The organism is Plantactinospora alkalitolerans, assembly GCF_015690345.1.
Lineage (GTDB): Bacteria > Actinomycetota > Actinomycetes > Mycobacteriales > Micromonosporaceae > Plantactinospora > Plantactinospora alkalitolerans.
Map to the genome: position 1 here is coordinate 16,252 of NZ_JADPUN010000267.1, position 14,638 is coordinate 30,889.

General features: G+C 71.0%; 16 protein-coding genes and 1 pseudogene. 9 read left to right on the forward strand and 8 right to left on the reverse strand.

The window, feature by feature from the left end:
* Positions 1-126 precede the first annotated feature (126 nt).
* Positions 127-1,050: pseudogene (locus I0C86_RS31080) on the forward strand (lysylphosphatidylglycerol synthase transmembrane domain-containing protein); the annotation flags it as partial.
* 188 nt (positions 1,051-1,238) lie between these two features.
* Here the strand turns inward: I0C86_RS31080 and I0C86_RS31085 are convergent.
* On the reverse strand, positions 1,239-1,931 hold the full coding sequence (locus I0C86_RS31085) for a RibD family protein (RefSeq protein WP_196204874.1): 693 nt from the start codon (positions 1,929-1,931) through the stop codon (positions 1,239-1,241).
* Positions 1,932-2,337: 406 nt separating this feature from the next.
* Here I0C86_RS31085 and I0C86_RS31090 point away from each other — a divergent pair, with 406 nt between their 5' ends.
* Positions 2,338-3,036, forward strand: coding sequence for a GTP cyclohydrolase II (locus I0C86_RS31090; RefSeq protein ID WP_196204891.1), 699 nt, complete (start codon positions 2,338-2,340; stop codon positions 3,034-3,036).
* 86 nt (positions 3,037-3,122) lie between these two features.
* Positions 3,123-4,241, forward strand: a complete 1,119-nt coding sequence (locus I0C86_RS31095) for an FUSC family protein (protein ID WP_196204875.1) — start codon at positions 3,123-3,125, stop codon at positions 4,239-4,241.
* 13 nt (positions 4,242-4,254) lie between these two features.
* Here I0C86_RS31095 and I0C86_RS31100 read toward each other — a convergent pair whose 3' ends face one another.
* The gene (locus I0C86_RS31100; RefSeq protein ID WP_323373959.1) at positions 4,255-5,463 is read right to left on the reverse strand and encodes a PP2C family protein-serine/threonine phosphatase; all 1,209 of its coding nucleotides are present in this window, start codon (positions 5,461-5,463) and stop codon (positions 4,255-4,257) included.
* Between the two features lie 218 nt (positions 5,464-5,681).
* On the opposite strand from I0C86_RS31100, the gene I0C86_RS31105 reads away from it, so the two are divergent.
* The 3 genes from I0C86_RS31105 to I0C86_RS31115 all read left to right on the forward strand — a co-directional run bounded on the left by I0C86_RS31105 (position 5,682) and on the right by I0C86_RS31115 (position 7,328).
* Positions 5,682-6,281 (forward strand): hypothetical protein, encoded by a 600-nt coding sequence (locus I0C86_RS31105; RefSeq protein ID WP_196204876.1) that lies wholly within the window; start codon positions 5,682-5,684, stop codon positions 6,279-6,281.
* Positions 6,265-6,882, forward strand: coding sequence for an OmpA family protein (locus I0C86_RS31110; protein WP_196204877.1), 618 nt, complete (start codon positions 6,265-6,267; stop codon positions 6,880-6,882). Before I0C86_RS31105 ends, I0C86_RS31110 begins: the two co-directional genes overlap by 17 nt.
* Before the next feature lie 113 nt (positions 6,883-6,995).
* A complete protein-coding gene (locus I0C86_RS31115) occupies positions 6,996-7,328 on the forward strand; it encodes a putative quinol monooxygenase (protein WP_196204878.1) in 333 nt (110 codons plus the stop codon).
* A 58-nt stretch (positions 7,329-7,386) separates the two neighbouring features.
* On the opposite strand, the gene I0C86_RS31120 is transcribed toward I0C86_RS31115, so the two are convergent.
* Both I0C86_RS31120 and I0C86_RS31125 read right to left on the reverse strand, forming a co-directional pair.
* Positions 7,387-7,569, reverse strand: a complete 183-nt coding sequence (locus I0C86_RS31120) for a hypothetical protein (RefSeq protein WP_196204879.1) — start codon at positions 7,567-7,569, stop codon at positions 7,387-7,389.
* Positions 7,566-9,518: an amidase gene (locus I0C86_RS31125; RefSeq protein ID WP_323373960.1), complete on the reverse strand. Its 1,953-nt coding sequence runs from the start codon at positions 9,516-9,518 to the stop codon at positions 7,566-7,568. The genes I0C86_RS31120 and I0C86_RS31125 overlap by 4 nt, the downstream gene beginning before the upstream one ends.
* Positions 9,519-9,758: 240 nt before the next feature.
* On the opposite strand from I0C86_RS31125, the gene I0C86_RS31130 reads away from it, so the two are divergent.
* Positions 9,759-10,631 carry an LLM class F420-dependent oxidoreductase gene (locus tag I0C86_RS31130; protein WP_196204880.1) on the forward strand — a complete coding sequence of 291 codons (873 nt, stop codon included), beginning with the start codon at positions 9,759-9,761 and terminating at the stop codon, positions 10,629-10,631.
* 64 nt (positions 10,632-10,695) lie between these two features.
* On the opposite strand, the gene I0C86_RS31135 is transcribed toward I0C86_RS31130, so the two are convergent.
* Positions 10,696-11,364, reverse strand: a complete 669-nt coding sequence (locus tag I0C86_RS31135) for a hypothetical protein (protein WP_196204881.1) — start codon at positions 11,362-11,364, stop codon at positions 10,696-10,698.
* Between the two features lie 207 nt (positions 11,365-11,571).
* On the opposite strand from I0C86_RS31135, the gene I0C86_RS31140 reads away from it, so the two are divergent.
* Both I0C86_RS31140 and I0C86_RS31145 read left to right on the forward strand, forming a co-directional pair.
* Positions 11,572-12,066, forward strand: coding sequence for a nucleoside-diphosphate kinase (locus tag I0C86_RS31140; protein ID WP_196204882.1), 495 nt, complete (start codon positions 11,572-11,574; stop codon positions 12,064-12,066).
* A gap of 143 nt (positions 12,067-12,209) precedes the next feature.
* Positions 12,210-13,175: an oxidoreductase gene (locus I0C86_RS31145; RefSeq protein WP_196204883.1), complete on the forward strand. Its 966-nt coding sequence runs from the start codon at positions 12,210-12,212 to the stop codon at positions 13,173-13,175.
* A 4-nt stretch (positions 13,176-13,179) separates the two neighbouring features.
* Here the strand turns inward: I0C86_RS31145 and I0C86_RS31150 are convergent, their stop codons facing one another.
* From I0C86_RS31150 to I0C86_RS31160, 3 genes are read right to left on the reverse strand one after another with little or no spacing between them, the layout of a single operon-like run.
* Entirely contained in the window at positions 13,180-13,797 is a 618-nt protein-coding gene (locus I0C86_RS31150) for a GTP-binding protein (protein WP_196204884.1), read from the reverse strand.
* Complete coding sequence (locus tag I0C86_RS31155; protein WP_196204885.1) at positions 13,778-14,164, reverse strand: DUF742 domain-containing protein; 387 nt, start codon at positions 14,162-14,164, stop codon at positions 13,778-13,780. Before I0C86_RS31155 ends, I0C86_RS31150 begins: the two co-directional genes overlap by 20 nt.
* A 9-nt stretch (positions 14,165-14,173) precedes the next feature.
* Positions 14,174-14,596 carry a roadblock/LC7 domain-containing protein gene (locus I0C86_RS31160; RefSeq protein WP_196204886.1) on the reverse strand — a complete coding sequence of 141 codons (423 nt, stop codon included), beginning with the start codon at positions 14,594-14,596 and terminating at the stop codon, positions 14,174-14,176.
* Positions 14,597-14,638 lie beyond the last annotated feature (42 nt).

Genomic DNA, 14,638 nt, shown 5'->3' on the forward strand with positions numbered 1-14,638 from the left:
GCCTCGTAAGGGTCTTCGAAGGCTCATCGAGGGAGGACCCGTTATGCGCGGCGCCAGCCAACCACCGCTCGCGGCACAGTCAGGCCGTGCGGCGTCGTGACGCGTACCTTCTGGGCCTGGGCCCGGATGCTCGGCGGCGCCGGCATCCTCGCGTTGCTGCTGTGGCGACTCGGTAGCGGCGCGTTCCTGGACGGCCTGCACGTGATCGACGGTGGCACGCTGCTCGTCGCGGCCGGAATCGGCCTGCTGACCACCGTCTTCAGCGCCTGGCGCTGGTGCCTGGTGGCCCGTGGGCTCGGTATCCCGCTGCCGCTGCGGGGCGCCGTCGCGGACTACTACCGGGGACTCTTCCTCAACGCGGCGCTGCCCGGCGGCGTACTCGGGGACGTCCACCGTGCGGTGCGGCACGGCCGGGACGTCGAGGACGTCGGCCGGGGCGTCCGGGCGGTGGTGCTCGAACGGGCCGCCGGCCAGGTGGTGCTCGTCACGGTCGGGGTCGCGGTGCTGCTCGCCAGCCCGCTTCCCGGGCACCTGCCGGCCGGGTTCGGCGTGCCGTCGGCGGGAACGCTGGGGTTCGTGGCGGCCGGGCTGGTGGCGGTCGGGCTCGCCGTCGGACTCGTCGTACGGCTGCGCGGCCGGAACAGGTCCGCGGCCCCCCGGTCCGCCCCCGCCGGACCGTCCCGATGGGCCCGCGCCTGGCGTACCGGGGTCTCCGACGTACGGCTCGGGCTGCTCGCCCGGCGCAACTGGCCGGGGATCGTGCTGGCGTCCGCCGTGGTGCTGGCGGGACACCTCGCCACGTTCGTCGTCGCGGCCCGCGCCGTCGGGGTGTCGGCTCCGGTCACCGAGCTGGTGCCGCTGATGCTCCTGGCGCTGCTCGCGATGACGCTGCCGGTGAACATCGGCGGTTGGGGTCCCCGGGAGGGCGTCACCGCATGGGCGTTCGGCGCCGTCGGGCTGACCGCCTCGGCCGGGCTCACCATCGCGGTGGTGTACGGCGTGCTCGCCTTCGTCGCCAGCCTGCCCGGCGCCGGGGTGCTCGCCGTCCGCTGGTTCGCCGGACGCCGGGCCGCCCGCCGTGCGGTCGATCCCGAGCCGGCCCGGTCGCGGCGGGCCGGACACCACCACGTCGGACATCACGCTGTCGTACGGGCCGGGCACCGGCGCGGCGGTCCAGAGTGGGCGCCCGCGCTGCGGCTGACCTCCCGCTCCCGGGTGGCCGCCGGCGTCCTGGTCGGTCAGCTCTCGCCGAACCGGTCCGACAGTGCGTAGCGCAGCAGCACCACGTCGCCGATCTGCCGGCATCCGGCCAGCACCGCGCGCCGGTCGGGCCGCCACGGGAACCTGCCGTCGCCGACGAAGCGCGGCGCGCGGGAGTCACCGACGAAGAACGGCGCGATCACCAGGTGCAGCTCGTCAACCAGGTCGGCGGTGAGGAACTGGGTGTGTATCTTCCCGCCGCCCTCGACCATCAACCGGCCCACGCCGCGGTCGTGCAGGTCCGTCACCACCCGGTGCAGGTCCACGGGTTCGCCGCTGTCCACCACGGTCGCCACCTGGCCGAGTCGCCGTCGCGCCTCGTCCAGCGCCGGGCTCGCGCAGTAGACCAGCTTGTCGATGTCGCCCAGGGCAAAGAACCGCGCCTGCGGATCGAGGTCGCCCCGACCTGTCACGGTCACCTTCACGGGGGTCGGCCGCAGCCCGCGAGCCACCCGCTCGGCGCGACGTTCTTGCGACCGGACCAGCAGCCGTGGGTTGTCCTGCCGGACCGTAGCGGCACCGACCAGGATCGCGTCGCATTCCGCCCGTACGGCGTCGACCCGGTCGAAGTCGGCGTCGTTCGAGAGCAGCAGCCGCTGCCCGGTCGCGTTGTCCAGGTAGCCGTCGATTGACATGCCGCAGCTCAGCAGGACGTACGGTCGGTCAGCCAAGGCTGGCACCTCCACGGCGGTCGGCAGACGGCCCACTCGATGAGACAGAAGATCCTGGCGTACCGCCAGTGCTCGTCCGCCCTGACGTCGACCCCGGATGTGTTTCCGGTAACCCTGCCCGGGAAACCCGGCCGGTGTGAAAGCTGTCAACCTGAGCCGGTTGGGTGTTCCGGCATCCTACGGGGGCATTCTAGATCGTCATGCAGAACTCATCCGGGTTCGACGCCGGCCGGTGGCCACCGCGTCGACGGCTCGAAGTGCCCGGCCCGGGGCCTGAACGGCGCTGGCTCCCGCCGCGCGCCGCCGGGCCCGAGGGCCGCCGTCGAGTTCGTCGCCGTCCGCCGGCCACCCCGCCGACCGGACCGGTGGTCAACGTTGTCCACGTGAAGGAGAGCCAATGCCCCAGATGTCGCCCGAGCTGTCCAGCGCCGTAGAACCCGTCTCCCCCGACGGGGCCGGTCCGGTTCCGGTGGCCAAGGTTCGGACGCAGGTGACGGTGCCGTTACGCTTCGCCGACGGGTACGCCACCACCGCGCGGGTGTTCACGTTCGACGGCCTGGTGGACGGCAGGGAGCACCTGGCGTTCGGCCTCGGTGACTGGCGGTCCTCGCTCGACCGTTCCGCCGCCGGTGGGCCGGCACCGCTGGTGCGACCGCACAGTGAGTGCCTGACCGGTGACGTCTTCGGCAGCCAGCGGTGCGACTGCGGCCCGCAGTTGCGCGAGGCGGTCCAGCGGATCGCCGATCGGGGCGGGTTCCTGCTCTACCTGCGTCAGGAGGGTCGCGGCATCGGGCTGTACGCCAAGCTCGACGCGTACGCCCTCCAGGATTCGGGGCTCGACACCTATGAGGCCAACGTCGCGCTCGGCCGGGGCGAGGACGAGCGGAACTACACGGCGGCGGCGCAGATGCTGCACACCCTCGGTGTGGACCGCGCGGCGTTGCTGAGCAACAACCCGGACAAGGCCGAACAGCTCGGCCGTCTCGGGGTGGAGGTCACCGAGCGGATCGTCACCGGGGTCTACCTCTCCTCGGCCAACGCCCGGTACCTCGCGGCGAAGGCCGCGCACACCAACCACACCATCGAACTGCCCCTCGGAGGCTGAGCCCACGACCCTGGCGGGAAGCGGCGGGACCGGGCTCGGCCGGTGGATACCGTGTCGATGACGATCATCCGACGGCAGGGGGTGCGATGTTCCAGATCGGCTGGCTCCGGCTCGCCGCCGGCCGGCTGCGCCACGGCTGGCTTCCGGTGGTCGAGGCGACGCTGGCCGCGACCGTCGCGTGGGCGGTCGCGAGGACGCTGCTCGGGCATCCGGAACCGTTCTTCGCCCCGGCGGCGGCGCTGATCGTCCTCGGGCAGGCCCGGGGGCAGCGGATGCGCCGGGCGGTGGAGGTCGTCCTCGGCGTCGCGGGCGGAGTGCTGGTTGCCGACCTCGTCGTCCAGGCCCTCGGCCGGACGACCTGGACGGTCTTCACCGTGGTGCTGCTGACCGTCGGCCTCGCCGTCGCGGTCGGCGCGAGCAGTGTCTCCGTGGTCCAGGCCACGGTGTCCGCCCTCTATCTGGTCGTGGTCCCGCCGTCGGCCGACGCGCTCATACCGAACCGGTTCGTCGACGCGCTGATCGGTGGGGGAGTGGCGCTGGCCGCGAGCCAGCTCTTCACCGCCCGGCAGCCGCTCGCCCCGCTGGTCGCCGAGGCTCGGCGGACCTTCGCCGAGCTGGCGGACCTGCTGATCGAGGTCACCGAGGCGCTCGACCAGCGGGACGAGGCGGCCGCGCTGACCGCCCTGGACCGGGCCCGGAAGCTGGATGCCGCGGTGGCGCGGTTGCAGACCGCCGTACTCGCCGCCGGCGAGGCACTGCGGCTGCACGTGCGGCGTCGCCGGCACATCGGACGGGTGCACGCGCTGAACGAGTCGAGCCGCCAGGTCGACTACGCCGTACGCAACGTGCGGGTCCTGGCCCGGGCCGGGGTGGCGCTGACCAGGCTGCCGGTGGCCAGCCCGCCCGAACTGGGGGGCGCGCTGCGTTCACTGGCCGAGGGGGTGCGGGCCGCAGGTGACGCCCTGGCCGCCGACCTGACCGGCCAGGACGACGCGGCCGACGGGTACGCCGAGCAGACCGACAGGGCGGCGCTCGACGCCGTACGCACCGCCGGTCGACTGCTCACCCGTGAGCCACCGCTGCCGATCATCATGATCGTCGGTCAGATCCGGGCGACCGCCATCGATCTGCTCCGGGGGGTCGACGCGGACGACGTCGCCGTGCTGAGCCGGGTCGACGAGGCGCTCGGACTGCCGCCACTGTGAGTGACGGCGGCGGTCAGGCCGTGGCGTGGCGGCGGATCGCCAGTAGGGCCACGTCGTCGGCGGGTTGGTCGATGCCGAGCGAGGTCATGATGGTCGAGCAGACCGTCTCGGCCGACTCGGGCTGGATGACGGCGCGCAGCCGGTCGAAGCCGACGTCGATGAGTTCACCACGACGTTCGATGAGCCCGTCGGTGTAGCAGACCAGGACGGCGTTTTCGGGAAACTCGACGACCGTGCTGCGTCGTGGCCTCGGGCGACCGATTCCCAGCGGCAGGTCGACGGGAATGGCCGGGGCGGCGACGCCGTGGCCGGGCCGGGCGAGCATCGGGGGCAGGTGCCCGGCCAGGGAGATCAGGATTTGTTCCCGGTCTGGACTGATCATGGCGTAGAGGGCGGTGGCCAGGTTGCCCGCCTCGAAATGCTGGATCTTGTGGTCGAGCCGGTGCAGCGCGTCGGCGGGGTCGTCGCACTCCAGGGTGTAGGCGCGCAACGCGCTGCGGAGCCGGCCCATCACCACGGCCGCGGGCAGCCCGTGCCCGGACACGTCGCCGACCACTATGCCGAGCCATCCCGAGGGCAGGGGGAAGACGTCGTACCAGTCGCCGCCGATCCCGGTGTGGTGGCCGGGAACGTACCGCGCGGCCATGTCGACGCCGTTGACCGTCGGCAGCCGGGTCGGCAGGAGGCTACGTTGCAGCGCGAGCGCGGCCGTCCGGTCGATCGTGCCGAGCCGGGTCTGACTGGCGAAACTCGCGCGATCGGCGACCAACTGGAGCAGCCGGACGTCGTCCCCGCTGAAGCGGCGCGGGGTGAGGCTGCCGACGTGCAGGACGCCGACCAGTTCGGTTCCGGCGAACATCGGTACGCCGAGCATCGACTGGATGCCCTTGTCGAGCAGGAGCGGGTTGACCACCCTGGCGGGAGTGACCTGCTCGAGGATCACCGGCTGCCGGCTCCTGGCGACACGTCCGGCGAAGCCGCGGCCGACGGAGATCCGGAAGCCCTGCTCGACCTCCTCCTCGAGACCCTTCGCCGCGGTCGCCACGAGTTGCTGGGCGTGCTGGTCGAGCAGCAGGATCGCCGCCGTGTCCACCCGGAGGAGTTCACGGACCCGGACGAGCAACTCGTCGAGCAGATCGTCCGCGTCGAGCCGGGACAGCTTCGAGTCGGTCACTGCCTCGATCCGACGTAGCCGTTCGTCGGCACCAGAGTCGTCTGCCACGATCACGGGGTGAAGCCTAGTCCTCGCGGTAGCGACCAGCGCGGATCGAGGGGCGGCGAACGGGGGCCGGGCCGTCGCCGGCCTCGGCCCGGACATCATGATTTCGTGCCAAGAGCTCCTGGTACGTCGGCCGTGGCATCGACCGGCTCGTAGTTTCGGTCTGTCACTCGGACCGGCCGGCCCCGGCGCCGGTCCGGTCGCAACAGGGAGGAAGATCCGTGAGGTTCCGTAGGACAACCGTGGTCGGCGTGCTGGCGCTGGCCATGACGCTGCCGCTGCTGGGATGTGACGTTCGTGGGCCCGCCGATCCGGGCGACCAGGCCGATTCCGCAGGGGCCGCCCCCGCCGGGCCGGACGACCTGGGTGAGGTCATCGCGACCCGGGACGTCCAGGTCAGCGAGGACGGCGACGTCATTCCGGTCCGGGTCGAGCTCTACCAGCTCCGCCGCAAGGACGGCTTCGTCACCGTCAACCTCCGGATGACCAACACCGGCCCCGAGGGTGCCGGTCACCGCTGGCAGATCGCGGACGAGTTCGCCGGCGACACCCCCGGGCACACCATGGCCGGCGTCTCGCTGGTCGACCGGAAGAACCGGAAGCAGTACCTGGTGGCGCGGACCCCCGGGGACGGGGCCGGCGGTGCGGGCTCGAACGACCAGGACCGCTATCTCGCGTCACTGCAACTCGCGTCCGTGTTCGTGCAGCCGGGGCAGTCCGTCAACCTGTACGCGACGTTCGGCGCCCCGCCGGACGACGTACGGGCGGTCGACGTCGTCGTTCCGAGCGTTCCGGTCTTCGACAATGTTCCGCTCAGCTGACCGGCGATCGGTGCTGCTCGGCGCGCTGCTTGCCGGCTGCGTACTCGTCGCCGAGCCGGCGGTCGCCCGGGCCGAGCCGACCGCCCCGGTACCCGAAACCTCGATCGTCCCCGGTCCCGCGCTGGCTCCGGGACAGCCGGTGACCGCACCGGTGGTCGACATCGAGACGCCCACCCGGGAGATCTATCTGCGGACCGGGGATCTGGAGGGGGTGTCCCGGGAGGCCGAGTCCAGCGACCGGATCGAGTTGGTGCTCGCCGCCGACGTGCTCTTCGCGTTCGGTAGGGCGGATCTGTCACCGGCGGCCCAGGGTCGGCTGGCCGAGGTCGCCGAGCGGCTCCGCGTACAGGCGAGGGGAACGGTGCGGATCGACGGCCACACCGACGCCATCGGCAGTGACGCGGCGAACCTGGCGCTGTCCCGGCGGCGGGCCGAGGCGGTCCGGGACGCGTTACGGAAGGCGCTGTCCGGAACGCCGCTGGCCTTCGAGGTGACCGGGTTCGGCGAGAGTCGGCCGGTGGCGTCCGAGTTGAGGAACGGCCGGGACGATCCGGCGGGACGGGCCCGGAACCGCCGGGTCGAGATCCGCTTCGACAAGTGACGGATACCGCCGGCGGTGGCCCGGCCGGCGACCGGTCCACGCCCGCCGGGACACTAAACTCGGCGGGCGCGAACCGGTCGCACGCTCCTGATCCGCTCTTCGAGGAGATCCAGATGATCTTTATTGCCGCGAAGTTCCGAGTGCTGCCGGAGTACGCCGACCGGTGGCCCGAGATCGCCGACGAGTTCACCCGGGCGACCCGCGGCGAACCCGGCTGCCTGTGGTTCGACTGGTCCCGCAGCCTCGACGACCCCACCGAGTACCTCCTGGTCGAGGCGTTCCGCGACGGGGACGCCGGTGCGGCGCACGTCCAGTCCGCGCACTTCCGGCAGGCGCAGCAGACCCTGCCGCCGCACCTGGCCGAGACCCCCCGGATCGTCAACGCGACGGTTCCGCAGGACGACTGGTCGCTCCTCGGCGAGATGGCCGTACCCGAGCGGGGCTGACCCCCGCCCCGCGGACCCGGACGCGGTGCACCCGGTCGGGTCGCGGTGGAGTCGGTCGTCAGGTCCCCGGCCGGTCCTCCGCACCGGTCAGGTCGTCGCCGTAGCCGTAGTAGCTCGTTCCCAGCATCGGTCCCCACTCCACGGTGAGGACCGGTGCCGGCTCGTCGGCCGGAGCGCGGAGCGGAAAGCCGGCGCGCAGCAGCGGCTGCCACTCGACGGTCAGGAAGGCGTCGCCGCTCATCGCCACGCCTCCTCGGCCACCAGCGGGTCGTTGGACAGCTCGGGCGGTACGACCTCGTCGGGCGCCAGTCCCGGCGACCGCTGCGCCGCCGGGTCGAAGACCGGGTCCGCCGGAGCCGCCCGGTGGTACTTCGGGTACCGGTCCTGGTAGTCGATCGCGGCCTGGACCAGCGCCGGCTCGGAGAAGCGCGGTCCCCAGAACGCGGCGTTGACCGGCAGCCCCTCGCCGGAGTCGTACCCGATCGGGAACGACACCATCGGCCAGGTCAGCGCGTTCGGCAACTGGTAGAAGGTGCGGTAGTTCGGCAGTTGGGTACCGCCGAACCGTGGGCCGATCTGTCCACCGATCGGTAGCACCAACATGAAGTCGACGCCCGCGTCGTCGAGCGCCTTCTGGTAGTTGGCCTGGAGGGTCCGCCGCCGTCGTTCACCCTCGTCGCGGACCGAGGCCGGGATGGCGCCGGCGGTGGCGGCGGCGGCCGCCAGGTCACCGAACTGCCGCCGCAGCGCCTCGGCGTTCTCCGGATGCGAGTCGGCGAACGCCTGTACGGCCTGCCAGTAGCGGATCTCGTACCGGTTGGGGCTGAGTACGGCGGTGGCCGGCGACACCGGGCTGCCGGTGGGTACGGGAAGCCGGTCCGGGGTCCGGAAGTAGGGGTCGTTGGCCGGCACGGTCACGTCGAGCCCGGGAAAGTCCTTCACCCGGGCGCCGAGCGCCACCAGTTCGGCCTTGAAGCGGTTGAAGGCGGTGCGGTGGTCGGGATCGTAGGTGTCCGCCGGTGGGATCCCGGTACCACCCCGGGTCATCCAGTCGGTCTGCGGAATCCCGATGGTGATCCCGGCGAGGGGCCGGTGGCCGCGCCGGGCGGCGATCGGCAGTGCCGGGAAGGGGTTCGGGGCGGACAGCGTCAGCGGGTCGGGTGCGGGATCGGGACCGAGGATGGCGGTCAGGACCAGGGAGGCGTCCCGGACCGAGCGGGCGATCGGGCCGAGCACGTCGTAGCCGGGGGAGAGCGGCATCACCCCGGCCGTCGAGACCAGGCCCAGCGACGGCTTGATCGCGCTGGCTCCGTTGGCAGCGGCCGGCATCATGATCGAACCACCGGTCTCCTCGCCGATGGTGGCCGCGGCGAGCCGGGCGGCGGTGGCCACCCCGGAGCCCTGGCTCGAACCGCCGGGGACGTAGCGGGGGTTCCAGGCGTTGCCGGCGAAGGTGCCGGAGATGGAACCGGAGAACGCCGAGGCGATGGTGTGGCCGATGATCACCGCACCCTGCTCGCGGAGCCGGGCCACCACCGTCGAGTCGCGGTACGCCAGGTTCCCGGTGTACGCGTGCGTGCCGTTCCTGGCCTCCATTCCCTTGACCCCGACCGAGTCCTTGATGCCGAAGGGGATGCCACACAGTGGTGGTACCGCCCGGGACGGCTCCTTGCGCAGTCGCCGGTCGGCGGCGGCGGCCTGGGCGAGCGCGCCCGCGCGGTCGATCCGGACGAACGCGTTGTAACCGCCGTTGTCGCCGTACGTCTCGAAGGGTCCGTTCAGCCGGTCGATGCGTTCCAGGTAGGCGCGGGTCAGGTCGACCGAGGTCAGTCGCCGGGCCCGCAGCAGGACGACCAGTTCGGCGATCTCGTAGTCCACGATCCGTGACCGGCGGGGGATCTGACCGACCGAGGGCAGCGAGTCGAGCAGGTGCCGGATCGGGTCGGAGCCGCCGGGGCCGTGCCCGGTGGCGGCGGCGGGATCCGCGATGACCAGGGTGGCCGCCGTGGCGCCGGCCACTGCGGCGCTGCCGCCGAGGAAGGTGCGCCGGCGTACCCCGGAACGTGATCCGGCATCCGGTTCGGAGGTGGTGGAGGGTGGTGTGTCGATCGCATCGGCCATGGCGAAGGACTCCGGTCTGCAGAGGTGGGTGCTGCGGAAGTGCCCGACGACCGCCTGGCGGTCGGACACTTCAAGATCGTTACAACGGGCCGTCTCGGTGATGTTCCCGTCCGTTTTCCAGGCGGTTAACCGGCAGGCTGGCCAGGATGGCCGACGGGCCCACCCGATGGGTCAGCGGTCGAGAACCGCCAACCGCCAACCGCCAACCGGCATCCGAACCGGCCCGATCGTCCGGGTGCCCCGGTTAGGGTGAGCGGAAATGCGCCCAATCAGATCAGTTGGGCATATCTGAAGGGGAACACCGGACTCATGAAGCTTGGCCTACAGATCCCCAACCTGACCTGGCCGGACGGACCGGCCGGGCTCGGACGTGATCTCGCCGCTGTCGCCCGTACCGCCGACCGGGCGGGCTTCGACTACCTCGCCCTGATGGACCACTTCTTCCAGATCCAGACCGTCGGCCCGCCCGAGGCGGAGATGCTGGAGGCGTACACCACGCTCGGCTTCCTCGCGGCCCACACGGAGCGGGCCACCCTGCTGACCCTGATCAGCGGGGTACACCACCGGCCGCCGGGCCTGCTCGCGAAGATCGTGACAACGCTTGACGTGCTCTCCGGCGGACGCGCGATGCTCGGCATCGGAGCCGGCTGGAACGAGGAGGAGTCGCGCGCGCTCGGGTTCCCGTTCCCGCCGGTCGCCGAGCGCTTCGAGATCCTCGAAGAGACGTTGCGGTACGTGCTCCAGATGTGGTCCGAGGACGACGGGCCGTTCGCCGGCCGGCACATCGAGGCGGGTCGCCTGCTCAACTCGCCGCAGCCGCTGACCCGTCCACATCCGCCAATCATGATCGGCGGCGGCGGGGAGAAGAAGACGCTGCGGCTGGTCGCGAGGTACGCGCAGGCGTGCAACCTGTTCAACACACCCGACCTCGAACGCAAGCTGGAGATTCTCCGGGGGCACTGCGAGCGCGAGGGCCGGAACTACGACGAGATCACCAAGACCGTCTACCAGTTCATGGACATCGGGGACGACGGGGAGAAGACGGAGGCGCTGATCGAGGAGCTGCGCCGGTTGCGGGGACTCGGCTTCGACATGGCGATCGGCGCCGTGCCGCAGCTACCCCGGCTGGACATCCTGGAACGGATCGGCACCGACGTGATCCCGGTCGTCAAGGCGTTCTGACCGGCCCCCGGACCAGCCCACCAACCCCACAACCGCACAGCGGCACAGCGGCACAGGCGCACAGTCAGACGAAGACGAGTCTCAGCGTGTCGAGGACCGTCCGGCAGCCGGCGCGGACCTCGTCCGGACGCTTGTCGTACTGGCAGATGACCTGGACGAGGAAGTGTCCGGCGAAGACGAAGGTGGCGTCGTAGACCAGCGGCACCGGATCGTGTGGCTGCTCGATCGTCTGTTGCCAGGCGGGGAAACCGGCGACGGTCGTCTTCGTCGGCGGCGTCGCCCCGGTCGCGGAGACCTCGGTGGCGTAACCGGCGATCCTCGCCACCAGCCGGTCGTCCGGGTCGGTCGAGACGTCGCCGTCCAGCACGTACGAGGTGACCGCGATGACGTCGTACTCGTGGGTGCCCGTCGGCACCACCCAGCGGGTGGCCCGGAGCGGATGCAGCGGCACGACGATCCGGTAGTCGTCGATGCTGGTGAAGCCGGCCGGGGTCTCGAACTCGACCGGCACCGGCTCGGTGGGCGCCGCCGGAGCCGCCGGAGCCGCCGGAGCCGCCGGAGCCGCCGGAGCCTTGCCAGGTGCGCCCGGCCCGGAGGAACAGCCGGCCAGCACCACCAGTACGGCGACGAGCAGAGCAACCCGTACCGCACCGGCCCGACCGACCCGCCGGGTAGGTTCCGGCTCGGAGGTGCGCCGCCGATCAGGCCTCGTCGCGCTCGGAGAGCGGCCCACTGATTCCTCCCGTGCCTGAGTCGTCGCAACCCGGCGAATCCAGCCGCAGGCTATCGCAGGGTTTCCAGGAACGGTGTCGGAAACAGGCCGGGTGTGCCGCCGACTAATATCGTGATCACTCCTGCTGTCGCCGGAGCGCAAGCCCGGCAGCCAGGTCCCGGAGCGGCCCGGTTCGTGGGACGAGTTCTCAATCAGGAAGGGGCCACGATGGGGGCCATGGAACGCACTCTTGTCCTGCTCAAGCCCGACGCGGTCGCACGCGGGCTGACCGGACGGCTGGTGCAGCGGTTCGAGGACGCCGGACTCAAGATCGTCGGTGTCAAGATGAGGCACATGGACGCGGACTTCACCCGGCGGCACTACTTCGACCTGGAAGAGCGCTTCGGCAAGAACGTCTACGACGCGACCGCCACCTACATGCAGCGGGGGCCGGTCGTGGCGCTCCTGCTGGAGGGCGTCGAGGCGGTGGCGAACGTCCGCCGCATGATCGGACCGACCTTCCCCGGGCAGGCCGCTCCCGGCACCATCCGGGGCGACTTCGCACACATGTCGAAGGCGTACGCCGAGACGACGGGCAAGGCCATCGCCAACCTGGTCCACGCCTCCGGCAGCGTCGACGAGGCGAAGTACGAGTCCGAGCTCTGGTTCGGCGACGACGAGCAGTTCAGCTACCAGACGGTCGCCGAACGCTACGTGTTCTGACCGTCGCCGTGTTCTGATCGGTCGCCGTGTTCTGATCGGTCGGCCAGCAATGACACCCGTGGTGCCCACTATGATCGATCAAGGGCGATCCGTTCGGCGGCGCTTCCGCGTGGCCATCGGTGGAACGGCGAACGGGGCGGGCAATGACGGGCGACGGCGTTCCCGGAAAACGAAAGTGGACCTTGGCGGAGGTCGGTGATCAGCAGAACCGGACCGCCTTGGTGACGGGCGCCAACACCGGCATCGGCTTCGAGGCGGCCCGGATGCTCGCCAGCCGGGGCGTCCGGGTCGTGCTCGCCTGCCGCGACGTGGCCAGGGCCGAGCGAGCGGCGGCGAGGATCGCGGCCGACACATCGGGGTCACCACCCGGAGTGCTACGCCTGGACCTGGCCTCGTTGGACTCGATCCGCGAGGCGGTCGGACTGTTCCGGGCGGAGAATTCCCGGTTGGATCTGCTCGTCAACAACGCCGGGGTGATGTGGCCGCCGTACGGGCGGACCGCGGACGGTTTCGAGCTGCAGTTCGGCATCAACCACCTCGGTCACTTCGCCCTGACCGGTCTGCTCCTCGAGCTGATGCTTCCGGTGCCGGGATCCCGGGTCGTCACGGTCAGCAGCAGCGCCCACCGCCAGGGCCGGATGTATTTCGACGACCTGCACGGCACCAGGGGTTATCGGCCGGTCAGAGCGTACGCACAGTCCAAACTGGCCAATCTGCTCTTCACCTTCGAGTTGCAGCGGCGCATGTCGGCGGCGGACGTGCCGACGATCGCGGTCGCCGCACACCCTGGCGTGGCGCGTACCGACCTGGTTCGGCACGCCCCGGGCCCCGTCCGGTTACTGGCGAGCGGCCGGCTCAGGTGGCTGTCCGACTGGCTGCTCCAGGAGCCGGCGATGGGCGCGCTGCCTACCGTACGGGCGGCGGTCGACCCCGGAGCTGCCGGTGGGGGCTACTACGGGCCGTCCGGATGGGCGGAGATGGCGGGCGACCCCGTTCCCGTCGAGGCACATCGGCGTGCCCACGATGGTGCGGCGCAACGCCGCCTGTGGCAGGAGTCCGAGCGGCTGACCAGCGTGCGCTACCCACTGGCATCCGGCTCGGAGCACTGACGGTTCAGCCGGACCGGTTCTCCCGCTCCATCCGTTGGCTGCGCATGGCGTGTTCGATGACCGCGATCAGCACGTTCTTGCCGGACTCCCGACTGCGGGCGTCGCAGAGCAGTACGGGGACGTCCGGGTCGAGACTGAGTGCCTGCTGTACCTCGGCGAGCTGGTATTGCCGGGCGCCGTCGAAGCAGTTCACCGCGACGATGAACGGCGTGCCGTGCTTCTCGAAGTAGTCGATGGACGGAAAGCAGTCGGCGAGCCTGCGGGTGTCGGCGAGCACCACCGCGCCCAGTGCGCCGAGGGACAGTTCGTCCCAGACGAACCAGAACCGGTCCTGGCCCGGGGTACCGAAGAGGTAGAGCACCAGGGTCTCGTTGATGGTGATCCGGCCGAAGTCCATCGCCACCGTCGTGGTGGTCTTCCCCTCGACTCCGTCGAGGTCGTCGATGCTGACGCCCTCCTCGGTCAGGAGCTCCTCGGTCCGCAAGGGCTTGGTCTCGCTGACGGCCCCGACCATCGTGGTCTTGCCGACACCGAAGCCGCCGGCAATCAGGATCTTGACCGCGGTCGGCAGCTGGTCACTGAGCGACCCGTTGGTCCGGCCGTCAGAGTGCACGTAGCCCATTTATCACCTGTTCGAAGATGCCGTCATCGGTAAGAACGGGCGCCGGACGTGGCTCGATCACCCGGACGAGCCGCCGTTCGAGCAGGTCGCCGAGGAGTACCCGGACGGTGCCCAGTGGAAGATCGAGGTGCGCCGCGACCTCGGCGACGGAGAGGGTGCGGTCGCACAACGCCACGATCGCCAGGTGTTCCGGACCCAACCCGGCATCCCGGGTGGAGACCGCCCGCGTGGTACTGACCAGTGAGATCAGGTCGAACTTTCCGGTCACCGGCCGGGCGCGTCCCCGCGTCACCGCGTACGGACGGACCACCGGGCCGGCGTGATCGTCGATCCAGCGCGATTCGTCGGACTCCTCCGGTTCACTCATCACGGCGGATCACTGCGGTTTGGGTGGCTGCTGGCCGGGGGCCCGGGTGTCCGAGGCGAGGTACTTCCCGGCGCGGGTGACCAGCATCGCCATCTCGTACGCGATCAGGCCGACGTCCGCATCCTCGGATGCCAGTACGGCCAGGCAGGCACCGTTGCCGGCTGCGGTCACGAAGAGGAACGCGGAGCGCATCTCGATGATCGTCTGCTGCACGGGGCCACCGCCGAACCGCTTGCCCGCACCACGGGCCAGACTCTGCATCCCGGACGCCACCGCAGCCAGGTGCTCGGCGTCGTCCCGGTCCAGATCCCGCGAAGCGGCCATGAGCAGCCCGTCGACGGAGAGCAGGATGGCATGCTGGGTCTGCTTCACCCGGCCGACCAGGTCATCGAGCAACCAGGTCAGGTCAAGATTCGATGCTGTCTTCTGCACGGGGTGTCCCTTTCTGTGCCGGTGGTATCGACAGGGCGGAGG

Excerpts from the sequence above, each read along its gene's own strand:
- I0C86_RS31140 (WP_196204882.1), top strand. The coding sequence starts at position 11,572 with ATGGGGGCCATGGAACGCACTCTTGTCCTGCTCAAGCCCGACGCGGTC.
- I0C86_RS31150 (WP_196204884.1), bottom strand. The coding sequence starts at position 13,797 with ATGGGCTACGTGCACTCTGACGGCCGGACCAACGGGTCGCTCAGTGAC.
- I0C86_RS31130 (WP_196204880.1), top strand. The coding sequence starts at position 9,759 with ATGAAGCTTGGCCTACAGATCCCCAACCTGACCTGGCCGGACGGACCG.
- I0C86_RS31090 (WP_196204891.1), top strand. The coding sequence starts at position 2,338 with ATGTCGCCCGAGCTGTCCAGCGCCGTAGAACCCGTCTCCCCCGACGGG.
- I0C86_RS31145 (WP_196204883.1), top strand. The coding sequence starts at position 12,210 with ATGACGGGCGACGGCGTTCCCGGAAAACGAAAGTGGACCTTGGCGGAG.
- I0C86_RS31120 (WP_196204879.1), bottom strand. The coding sequence starts at position 7,569 with ATGAGCGGCGACGCCTTCCTGACCGTCGAGTGGCAGCCGCTGCTGCGC.
- I0C86_RS31155 (WP_196204885.1), bottom strand. The coding sequence starts at position 14,164 with ATGAGTGAACCGGAGGAGTCCGACGAATCGCGCTGGATCGACGATCAC.
- I0C86_RS31115 (WP_196204878.1), top strand. The coding sequence starts at position 6,996 with ATGATCTTTATTGCCGCGAAGTTCCGAGTGCTGCCGGAGTACGCCGAC.
- I0C86_RS31095 (WP_196204875.1), top strand. The coding sequence starts at position 3,123 with ATGTTCCAGATCGGCTGGCTCCGGCTCGCCGCCGGCCGGCTGCGCCAC.
- I0C86_RS31110 (WP_196204877.1), top strand. The coding sequence starts at position 6,265 with ATGTTCCGCTCAGCTGACCGGCGATCGGTGCTGCTCGGCGCGCTGCTT.